The following is a 9,722-nucleotide window of genomic DNA, read 5'->3' on the forward strand; positions in this document are numbered from 1 at the left end:
CATGCTTACGCCCGCGACACGGTGCTGGTGGCGCACAACGCCGCTTTTGACATGAAGTTTTTGCAGATCAAAGAGGCCAGCACCGGCCTGCGCTTTGACCAGCCGGTGCTCGACACCTTGCTGCTGTCGGCCGTGATCCACCCGCAACAAGCCTCGCACCGACTGGAGGCGATTGCCGAGCGCATGAACATCACCGTGCTGGGCCGTCACACCGCTTTGGGCGACGCGATGGTCACGGCCGAGGTGTTTTTGCGCATGATTCCCCTATTGGCTGAGATGGGCATCCACACCTTGGGCCAGGCCCGCGAGGCGGCACAAAAAAACCATTACGCCCGATTGACTTACTGACCGGGTGGGCTGTCAAAATCGGCCAGATTGGTAGCGCTGGCCCAATACATCCTGCAGGGATTGGATGACCGAGAACGCATCGCGCAAATGGTCGCGTTCGAAATTTGACAGCTCTTCCAAGCGCAGGAAGTTGTCAGGTTCCAGGCCCTGTTCCATGCGTTGCGTCTGGTGAGTGATGCGTCGGCTGGACACGAAGGCAAGCGCGTCGCGCAAATCGCGCGAACCCTGCTCCGACAGCTCGCCCAGTTTCGATGCTGTCTCAATGCGGTCGCCCGTGTTGACTTCGTGCAAACCAGCCGCCAATGCGTAGATCCGCCCCAAGTCCACAATGGGCGCAATGCCTTGGTGCTTCAGATCAACCGTCCCGGCATGCTCGCCGCCGCGCATCAGAGAGATGTTGCCGAACAAGTTGAGTGGGGGGCGTTGCTTGAGTGCGTTGTTCACCACATGCGCCAAAAACAGGCTTTGATTTGGGGTGCGCGACAGGACTTCTTGGCGCAAGACCTGCAGCAATTCGAACTGTCCGTGGATAGCCCGCAAGTCAAAAAACACAGAACTCATCAGCAAGGCTTTGGGGTCGGGTGTCTCCGTCCAGCGCTGAAAGTATTGACGCCAAACGTGCAGGGGTTGTCGCCATGTGTCCGTCATCGCCATGATCTCTCCAGGGCAGTGAATGTAGCCGCAGGCTGCCAAGCCGTCGCAGACCCGGCGAGCCAAGGTCTTGAAATAGTCGCCGTGCAATTTGGGCTCATAGGCGTCGTCCAAAATCATGCAGTTGTCTTGGTCTGACTTGGCGGTTTGTTCGCAACGCCCTTGCGAGCCTGCCGCCACCCAGACATAGCGCACGGGTGGGGGGCCTAATTCCGCCTCGGCCATTGCAATCAGGCGACAAGTCAACGCGTCGGTGATGGCGGTGATGATGTGCCCGGTGTTGTAAGCGCTGGTGTTGGCTGCACTCAAATGGTTTTGCAAGGCCTTGACCTGTTGACCGATGCACACCAGACCCTCGAGCGTGGTTTGTCGGTGGATGTCGCGCGCCAAATACACCGGTGATGTGCTTTGCTGACGCATCAGGTCGGAAGCGGTGACCATGCCCACCAATTGTTGTCCGTCCATCACGGGCAGATGGTGGATGTTGTGGCGTGTCATCAGCAGCAATGCCTCAAAGGCTGGGCTGCGCTGGTCCAAGGTCATGGGGTTCAGGCTTGCGATGTCGGTTGCTGGACGCGACAGGTCGAGGCCTTCGGCGACCACTTTGTTGCGCAGGTCACGGTCGGTGACCAGGCCCACCAATTGGCCTTCTTGCACCAGCATGACCGAGGAGACGCTGCGGTTGCGCATGGTGAGGGCCACATCGCGCACGCTGGCAGTCAATGGCAAGGTGATGGGTTCGTTTTGAAACAAGGCTTGCAGGGGTACGCCCAATAAGGGCGCGTATTCAGGGCGCTTTTGGGCCAAGTCCTGCAGTGGGTTGCCGCCGTTTGTTGCGGGGCCATCGGTGCTTGCAATTGACATTTTTCAAAGCCCTTCTCGCGTGTTGAGCGAGCTTGTTTCATTTTGTCAGATGTCGTGCCGAAGGGGCATGATCACGCAGAATTTTCATGATCCCGGTCAAGAAAAAGGGGCAAGCCAGGCTTTGTCTAGGTGCATTGGGCGCGGCCCTAGAATGTTTGGCCTCCACCCCATAAAGCCCGTCCATGTCTCAAGGTCTCATCCGCATCCGTGGTGCCCGTCAGCACAACCTCAAAAACCTCGATCTGGACATTCGCACCGGCGAGTTGACGGTGGTCACCGGCCCCAGCGGCTCGGGCAAGTCGAGTTTGGTGTTTGACACGCTGTATGCCGAGGGCCAGCGCCGCTATGTGGAGACCTTCAGCGCCTATGCCCGCCAGTTTCTGGACCGCATGGACAAACCGTCAGTGGACAAGGTCGAAGGCGTGCCCCCGGCGATTGCGATCGACCAGACCAACCCGGTGCGCAGTTCGCGCTCGACCGTGGGCACCATGACCGAGCTGAACGACCACCTCAAGCTATTGTTTGCGCGTCTGGGCCAGTTGTTTGACAAAGACACCGCGCAAAGCGTGCGCACCGACAACCCCGACACGGTGTATGCCGAACTGGCCCAGCGTGCCGCGCAAGCGGGTGATCCGCGCTTGTACCTGACCTTCCCCGTAGAGATGCCCGCCAACACCAGCGCCGAGCAGGTCGAGCAATGGTTGTCGGCCAGCGGCTTCACCAAAGTGCAGGCCGAACGCGAAGTGGCCACCCCCACCGGCCCGCGCAAGGTGCTGGACGTGATCGCCGACCGCTTTCGCATCGGCACCGCCGAAAAAGCCCGCGCGGTCGAAGCCATCGAAGTGGCCCTGAAGCGCGGCGGTCGCCTGAATGTGTATGTAGAGAAATCGGGGTCAGATCCCAATTCTTCTTCCGAGCCAGCCTTCGACATCTGGCGCTTTTCGACAGGCTTGCATTGCCCCGACAGCGATCAGCGTTACACCGACCCGATCCCGTCGATGTTTTCCTTCAACTCGGCCGTGGGCGCGTGCGAGACCTGTCGGGGTTTTGGCCGCGTGATCGGGGTCGATTACGGCTTGGTGATTCCCAACCCAAAGCTCACGCTGCGCGCCGGGGCCATCAAGACGCTGCAAACACCCGCCTGGCAAGAAAATCAGGACGATCTGATGCGTCACGCCGAGGCCGCAGGCATTCCGCGCGACACGGCTTGGGACAAGCTGACCAAGGCGCAGCAGGACTGGGTCATCAACGGTTCGCCCGAATGGAAGGGCCGCTGGAACCACCAGTGGTACGGCGTGAAGCGCTTTTTTGAGTACCTCGAGAGCAAGGCCTACAAGATGCACATCCGGGTGCTCTTGTCCAAGTACCGCAGTTACACCGAGTGCCCGACCTGCCAAGGGGCGCGTTTGAAGACCGAGAGTTTGTTGTGGCGCATTGGTAGCCACACGGATGCCGATGGGGTCTTGCCAGTGGCACAGCGTTTCATGCCCGCAGGTGTGAAGTGGACGCGTGCGCAGCTTGAAGCGCTGCCGGGTTTGAGCCTGCACGACATGATGATCATGCCGCTGGACCGGTTGCGTTTGTTCTTTGACCGGGTGTCGGCTTCTGGGCAAGCGTCCCTGGGTGCTGGGTTGTTGAGCAATTTTGGGGAGGCTCCGGCTGGGGATGGGCTGGGCTCCTCATACGGCTGGGGTACGCCAAAATCGTCACCCAGCCCTTCCCCGGCCGAAGCCGTGGGTGCAGAAGCAGAAGCGCAGACTAGGGCACAGGCACAGGCAGCGACAGAGAGGGCGCAAGACGCCCGATCGACCACAAGGTCTGCGTCAGAGCGGGGGGCGGGCGACGATTTGGGCGTACCCCCGCCGTATGAGGAGCCCGCCCCCCGCTCTGATGCAGACCGAACCGCCGAAGAAACCACAGAAGCAAGTCAGGCAAAACCCCAAGGCCCAAGTGCCGAACAAAAAGCCCTGCAACTGCTGTTAGAAGAAATCACCACCCGCCTCAAATACCTGTGCGACGTGGGCATTGGCTACCTCACGCTCGACCGCCAAAGCCGCACCCTCAGCGGCGGCGAAGTCCAACGCATCAACCTCACCACCGCCCTGGGCACCAGCCTGGTCAACACCCTGTTTGTGCTGGACGAACCCAGCATCGGCCTGCACCCGCGTGACATGCACCGCATCACTTTGGCCATGCACCGCCTGCGCGATGCTGGCAACACGCTTGTGGTGGTCGAGCACGACCCGGCCGTGATGATGGCGGCTGACCGCATGATCGACATGGGCCCCGGCCCCGGCGAGCGCGGTGGGCAAATCGTGTTTGATGGCACCACTGCCGACCTGCGCAATGCCGACACGCTGACGGGCGCTTATCTTGGCGGCCGCAAACAAGTGGGTTTGGGCTTCAAGCGCATGGTGAGCGACAGCACGCCGCGATTGATTTTGGAAGGTGCGCGCGAGCACAACTTGCAAAACATCAGCGTGGACTTTCCGCTGCAGCGCTTGGTCACCATCACCGGTGTCAGTGGTTCGGGCAAGTCGAGTTTGATTCAAGACGTGCTGGCCCCGGCACTGATGCGCCACTTTGGCAAAGCCACCGAAACCCCGGGCGCACACGACCGCCTGTTGGGCGCAGACCACCTGAGCGATGTGGTGTTTGTGGACCAGTCGCCGATTGGCAAAACCGCCCGCTCCAACCCGGTGAGTTATGTGGGCGCGTGGGACGCGATTCGCGAGATTTTTGCGACCGCGCCGCTGTCGCGCCAGCGCGGCTACACCGCCAGCAAGTTCAGCTTCAACGGCGGTGACGGGCGCTGCCCCACTTGTGGCGGCTCGGGTTTTGAGCACGTCGAAATGCAGTTTTTGAGCGACGTGTATTTGCGTTGCCCCGACTGCGATGGCAAGCGCTACCGTCCTGAGATTTTGGAAATCACCATCGAGCGCCAAGCCATCGGCGGTGCGGTGCGCCACCTCAATGTGGCCGACATTTTGCAGCTCACCGTGAGCGAAGCTGCGGCTTTGTTCGCGCAAGACCGTGACGTGATCCGTGCTTTGCAGCCGATTGTCGATGTGGGTTTGGAGTATGTCCGCCTGGGCCAGCCGGTGCCCACCTTGTCGGGTGGTGAGGCGCAGCGCCTCAAGCTCGCGGGCTTTTTGGCTGAAGCCGCCAAAAGCGCCTCAAAGAGCCGTCAGAGCCTGGCCCGAAAAGGCACGTTGTTTTTGTTTGACGAGCCGACCACCGGCCTGCACTTTGACGACATCGCCAAGCTCATGCGGGCTTTGCGCAAGTTGCTCGAAGCGGGGCATTCGCTCATAGTGATCGAGCACAACCTGGATGTGATCCGCGCCAGCGATTGGTTGATCGATCTGGGGCCAGAGGGTGGTTATGCCGGGGGCTTGATCGTGGCCGAGGGCACGCCCGAAGATGTGCGCCAACACGCGACATCGCACACCGGGCTGGCGTTGCGTGAGTACGCCGAGTCTATGGGGGAGGTGTTTGGTGTGGCTGAGCGTTTGGGTGCGGATTTGTACGTTGGTGGGGGCGAGGCTGCGGTGTCAGCGGGTTCCTCATACGGCGGGGGTACGCCAAAATCGTCACCCTCTGACACCGCAGCCTCGCTGGCGAAGGTTCGGGGTCGCGAGGCCTCAGGGTCTCCTGCAATGTCTGCCAAACGCGCGCCCGTGTTGAACAACAACATCCAGATCGTCAACGCCAAAGAGCACAACCTCAAGAACCTGAGCGTGGACATTCCACGCGGTAAGTTCAACGTGGTCACAGGCGTGAGCGGTTCGGGCAAGTCCACGCTGGCCTTTGACATCCTGTTCAACGAAGGCCAGCGCCGCTATCTGGAAAGCCTGAACGCTTATGCCCGCGCCATCGTGCAGCCTGCAGGCCGCCCCGAGGTCGATGCGGTGTATGGCATCCCGCCTACCGTGGCGATTGAGCAGCGGCTGTCGCGCGGTGGGCGCAAATCCACCGTGGGCACCACCACCGAGGTCTGGCACTTTTTGCGACTGCTGTACGTGAAGCTGGGCATTCAGCATTGCGTGCACGACAACACGCCTGTGCAACCGCAAACACCCGACAGCATCATCGCGCAGCTCATGACGCAGTTCAAGGGTCAGCACATCGGCTTGCTGGCGCCGCTGGTCGTCAACCGCAAGGGCGTGTACACCGAGTTGGCCGATTGGGCCCGTCCGCGTGGCTACACCCACCTGCGGGTCGATGGCGACTTTTTGCCCACACAAGGTTTCCCGCGCATCGACCGCTTCAAGGAGCACAACATCGAGTTGCCCGTGGCCAGCCTGGATGTGTCGTCTGCCCAAGAAACCGCCTTGCGCCAAGCCCTGACCAAAACACTGGAGCACGGCAAAGGCGTGGTGCATGTGTTGAGCGATCTGGACGGTCTGCGCGAAGCCATGTTCAGCGGCGAATCTACCGCCCGCATCGGCCAGCACCGCGTGTTTTCGACACTGCGCGCATGCCCGGCGTGTTCCACCTCGTATGCGGAACTCGATCCGCGTTTGTTTTCGTACAACAGCAAACACGGCTGGTGTCCCGATTGCGTAGGCACGGGCGTCAAGCTCAGCAAGGACGAGCGCCAAGTGTTTGACGACTCGGTGCAAGACGACAAGAACAAAGGCCGTGAGCAGACTTTTGCCGAGCCCGAAATCGAAGACTTGGCCAACGTGGCCTGCCCCAGCTGCGAAGGCACCCGTCTGAACGCCACGGCGCGTGCCGTGCGGCTGGGTGCAGCGCTGGGCCAGGGCTGGCGCATCACCGACGTCGCCAGCTTGTCGGTGAGCGATGTGCGGCACTGGGTTGACAAGCTGCATCTCACCGGCCGCGATGCCGACATCGCCCGTGACCTGGTGCCCGAGATCAAGAGTCGCTTGGAATTTTTAGAAGAAGTGGGCCTGGGCTATCTCACGCTCGACCGGGGCGCGCCCACGCTGTCGGGCGGCGAGGCGCAGCGCATCCGCTTGGCTGCGCAGTTGGGCAGCAATCTGCAAGGCGTCTGCTACGTGCTGGACGAACCCACCATTGGCTTGCATGCGCGTGACAACCGAATTTTGCTCAACGCCCTGCAAAGCCTCAGCGACAAGGGCAACACGCTGGTGGTGGTGGAGCACGACGAAGACACGATCCGCCGCGCCGACCACATCATCGACATTGGCCCGAGTGCTGGCAAACGCGGCGGACGCTTGGTGGCCGAAGGCTCGGTGGCCGACATCACTGCTTCTGCCGATTCACAAACCGGACGCTATTTGTTGCACGCGATGAAGCATCCGATGCAGGCTCGTAGAAAGGTGGCAGTCTCGACATGGGGCAATGGGCTGGACTCCTCATATGGCGGGGGTACGCCAAAATCGTCGCCCAGCCCATCACCCCATGTCGAGACATTGGCGTCGCCGCTCAATCAATTGGGGTCAGATCCCGATTCTTTGCAAGTCGTCACTGCAACCGAAGCCGCCATCACCGCAGCAAAGGCCACCACCAAAGTGAAAGGCAAAAAGAAGGCCGCGCCTGAAGCCATTGCAGAAACACACGAGGCGCCCGTCCCCCAGTGGCTCACACTCACCGGTGCCAACCTGCACAACCTGCGTCAAGTCGATGTGCAAGTGCCCCTCAAACGTTTGGTGGCCGTTACAGGCGTCAGCGGCTCCGGCAAATCCACACTGGCCCGCGATGTGTTGCTGGCCAACGTGCAAGCCCTGGTCGGCCAGCGCTCCACCTTTGCAGGCCGCACCGCACAAGACGCCGGTCATCGCGTCGCGCTGAGTGCTTGTTCAGATGTGCAGGGTTTTGAAACCATCGACCGCGTGCTCGAAGTGGACCAAACCCCGATCGGCAAAACACCGCGCTCTTGCCCCGCCACCTACATCGGCTTTTGGGACACGATCCGCAAGCTGTTTGCCGAAACCTTGGAGGCCAAAGCCCGAGGTTACGCTGCCGGGCGTTTCAGCTTCAACACCGGCGAAGGCCGCTGCCCCAGCTGCGAGGGCCAAGGCATGCGTACCATCGAGATGAGCTTTTTGCCCGACGTGAAAGTGCATTGCGAGACCTGCCGGGGTGCGCGTTTCAACCCCGAAACTCTGGCGGTGACTTGGCGCGGCAAAAGCATTGGCGACGTGTTGCAAATGGAAGTCGACGAGGCCGTGGGCTTCTTTGCCACCATGCCCAGCATCGCCCACCCCTTGCAGTTGCTCAAAGACGTGGGCCTGGGTTACCTGACCTTGGGCCAGCCTTCACCGACCCTGAGCGGTGGTGAAGCGCAGCGCATCAAGTTGGTGACCGAGCTGACCAAGGTGCGCGACGAAGTGGGCAAGCGCGGCAACAAAGCGCCGCACACGCTGTATGTGCTGGACGAACCCACCGTGGGCCTGCACATGGCCGACGTGGACAAACTCATCAGCGTGCTCCACCGTTTGGTGAATGCCGGTCACAGTGTGATCGTGATCGAGCACGACCTGGATGTGATCGCCGAAGCCGACTGGGTGATTGACTTGGGGCCTGAAGGCGGCAACGCCGGAGGGCGCATTGTGGCCGCCATGACACCTGAGGCCTTGGTGATCTTGGGCACCCACACGGGGGTGGCGTTGGGGCCGGTGTTGGCGCGGGTGTGAGGCTGTGGGGTGGTGTCAGCCTGCCGCAGCCACACCCAATCGCCACAAAGAGGTGACTTCGGCCGAGCGTGCCGCGTGCAGCGGGTCGCTGGCGTCTTGCGCTTTGGCGTGCACCGGTTTCACGTCCAAGCGGTCCAGCACCTGAAGGCCCGCGTCGGTGATCCAGCCCAGCAAGGCATCGCGGCTGCGCAGGCCCAGGTGTTCGGCCAAGTCGGACAAAATCAGCCAGCCCTCGCCGCCTTCGCACAGGTGGGCTGGCAAGCCTGCCAAAAAGCCCTTGAGCATCTGGCTGCCTTCGTCGTAGACGGCTTGCTCCAGCAAGGTGGTGGGCCGTGCGGGCAACCAAGGGGGGTTGCAGACCACCACGGCAGCTTGACCTTCGGGGTACAGGTGGGTTTGAACCAGTTGGACCTGGTTTTGCAGGCCCAAGCGTTGCAAATTGTCGAGGGCACAAGCCAAAGCGCGTTCTGACAGGTCGGTGCCGACCACTTGCTTGGCACCGCGGCGGGACAGTACGGCAGACAACACACCGGTGCCCACGCCAATGTCAAACGCCACCGGGTGTGTCGCCATGGCTTCTGGCCAAGGGGCTTTGGCCACCAACTCCACGTACTCGCCCCGCACCGGAGAAAAAACGCCGTAGTGTGGGTAAATGCGCAAGGCCTCGCCCATGGCGGGCACCTCGACCCCGTTTTTGCGCCACTCGAATGCGCCAATCGCCCCTTGCAGGCTGCGCAGTGAGACGACCGAGGACTGGCCGTTGGTGGGGCCAAAGGCTTGCAGGCAGGCCGCTTTGGCATCGGGCGCGCGGCGCAGGTCAATGCCGTAGTCGCTGTTCAACTCAATCAAAACCTGGCTCAAGATCCGGGTGCGTTGGGCTTGGGCTTGTCGATGGGTGTGGAAAGCTGCGCCTGGCAGGGCTGGCGCTGCGTCATCGGATTTTTTAACGCGCACCTTTTTGGGTTTGTCGATGCGCCGTGTCAACGCTTGCAACATTTGCCGCGCATTTTGAAAATCGCTGCGCCAGAGCAAGCCCGTGCCCGCGCAGGCCAGGCGGTAGGCCGTGTCGGCGGTCATGGTGTCATCGGCCAGCACCACTTGTTTGGGCATGACTTGGTCGGAACGCCAAATGGCGGAGCGTGTGGTGTCTTTTTCAGACCAGGTCAAAAGGGAAGGGGCGATCATGCGCAAGTCCAGTCGGTGGAGGTAAGCATCGCGGCATGGGCCGCGATG

Annotated in this window: 4 protein-coding genes; 2 read left to right on the forward strand and 2 right to left on the reverse strand. The window is 61.4% G+C overall.

Translation table 11 applies throughout. The features are described 5' to 3' along the window. On the forward strand, positions 1 to 348 hold a 348-nt coding region (locus Q0341_RS05755; RefSeq protein WP_299511150.1), incomplete at its 5' end, for an exonuclease domain-containing protein. 12 nt (positions 349 to 360) lie between these two features. On the opposite strand, the gene Q0341_RS05760 is transcribed toward Q0341_RS05755, so the two are convergent. After that, positions 361 to 1,863, reverse strand: a complete 1,503-nt coding sequence (locus tag Q0341_RS05760) for a DUF294 nucleotidyltransferase-like domain-containing protein (RefSeq protein WP_299511152.1) — start codon at positions 1,861 to 1,863, stop codon at positions 361 to 363. 182 nt (positions 1,864 to 2,045) lie between these two features. Between Q0341_RS05760 and Q0341_RS05765 the strand changes: the two genes are divergently transcribed. Continuing rightward, positions 2,046 to 8,489, forward strand: a complete 6,444-nt coding sequence (locus Q0341_RS05765; protein WP_299511154.1) for an excinuclease ABC subunit UvrA — start codon at positions 2,046 to 2,048, stop codon at positions 8,487 to 8,489. A 15-nt stretch (positions 8,490 to 8,504) separates the two neighbouring features. Here Q0341_RS05765 and Q0341_RS05770 read toward each other — a convergent pair whose 3' ends face one another. Beyond that, on the reverse strand, positions 8,505 to 9,674 hold the full coding sequence (locus Q0341_RS05770) for a class I SAM-dependent methyltransferase (protein WP_299511156.1): 1,170 nt from the start codon (positions 9,672 to 9,674) through the stop codon (positions 8,505 to 8,507). Positions 9,675 to 9,722: the final 48 nt, after the last annotated feature.

This window comes from uncultured Limnohabitans sp. (assembly GCF_937889215.1).
GTDB lineage: Bacteria > Pseudomonadota > Gammaproteobacteria > Burkholderiales > Burkholderiaceae_C > Limnohabitans_A.